1 protein-coding gene is annotated in these 1,284 nt (G+C 60.4%); it reads right to left on the bottom strand.

Features of this window, described 5'->3' with window-relative positions; translation table 11 throughout:
- A partial coding sequence (locus IBT46_RS27000; protein ID WP_234480327.1) for an Ig-like domain-containing protein occupies nucleotides 1-1,284 on the bottom strand: 1,284 nt, incomplete at both ends.

The following is a 1,284-nucleotide window of genomic DNA, read 5'->3' as shown; positions in this document are numbered from 1 at the left end:
ATCGCCCGCGTCAACGGTCGCCGGATCGGACGGGTTGCCCGCTTCGTCGGTCTGGGTTACAGAGAGGGTTTCGCCGTTGGTCTGAGGTGTAGTCAGATTCACGGTGAAGTTACCGTCCTCGCCCACCACAGCACCCGGAACGCTGATCACGTTGCCATCGGCATCGCGTACGGTAATTGCCGCACCCGGTTCGCCGGTACCCGTAATGCTCAGACCGTCTTCCGCCACGTTCAACTCGTCAACCTGAGCCGGAGGTGTGGTGTCGTCTGCTTCAACAGTGCCAGGCTGTGACTCGTTACCTGCTGCATCAGTCAGGGTAACGTTCAGGGTTTCGCCATTAGTCTGAGGTGTAGTCAGAGTAACGGTGAAGTTGCCGTCTTCGTCTACCACGGTGCCCGGAATACTGATTACGTTGTTATTAGCGTCATAGACGGTAACAGCAGCGCCAGGTTCACCTGTACCGGTAATGGTCAGGCCGTCTTCCGCAACCACAAGCCCTTCCGGAGCATCTGGTGCATCAACGTCGGCATCCGCATCGGCATCGGCGTCAGCATCCGCATCGGCATCCGCGTCAGCATCGGCATCCGCATCCGCGTCGGCATCGGCGTCAGCATCCGCATCCGCATCCGCATCGGCGTCGGCATCGGCATCCGCATCAGCATCCGCGTCGGCATCGGCATCGGCATCCGCGTCCGCATCGGCGTCGGCATCGGCATCCGCATCGGCATCCGCATCGGCATCCGCATCGGCATCGGCATCGGCATCGGCATCGGCATCGGCATCGGCATCAGCATCGGCATCGGCATCGGCATCCGCATCGGCGTCGGCGTCAGCATCCGCGTCGGCATCGGCGTCCGCATCCGCATCGGCATCAGCGTCCGCGTCCGCGTCGGCATCGGCATCGGCATCGGCATCCGCATCGGCATCTGAGTCATCAACGATCGGAGCATCTACGCTGGTTGGATCGGAGATATTGCCTGCTGCATCTTTGAGGGTAACGCTAAGAGTTTCGCCATCCACTTGGGCTGGATGAAGTTCAACTTCAAAGTAGCCATTGTCTCCGACGGTAGCTGTCCCAATTTCGTTTCCGTCTGGATCATAAACGGTGACAGTAGTGCCCGGTTCGCCATGGCCCCAGAGGTAAGCTCCATCATCTCCAACTTCTACGTCAGTTGGTGCTGCCGGGGCGGTGGTGTCATCCGCATTCACCTGAGCGGCGGTGGACTCGTTGCCGGCCGCATCTTTCAGCGTGACATCGAGGGTTTCACCGTTGGTCTGAGGTGG

It is taken from the genome of Erwinia sp. S38, assembly GCF_016624545.1.
GTDB lineage: Bacteria > Pseudomonadota > Gammaproteobacteria > Enterobacterales > Enterobacteriaceae > Erwinia > Erwinia coffeiphila.
The sequence above is the reverse complement of the archived record's forward strand: the minus strand, read 5'-3'. Positions and strand labels throughout refer to the sequence as shown.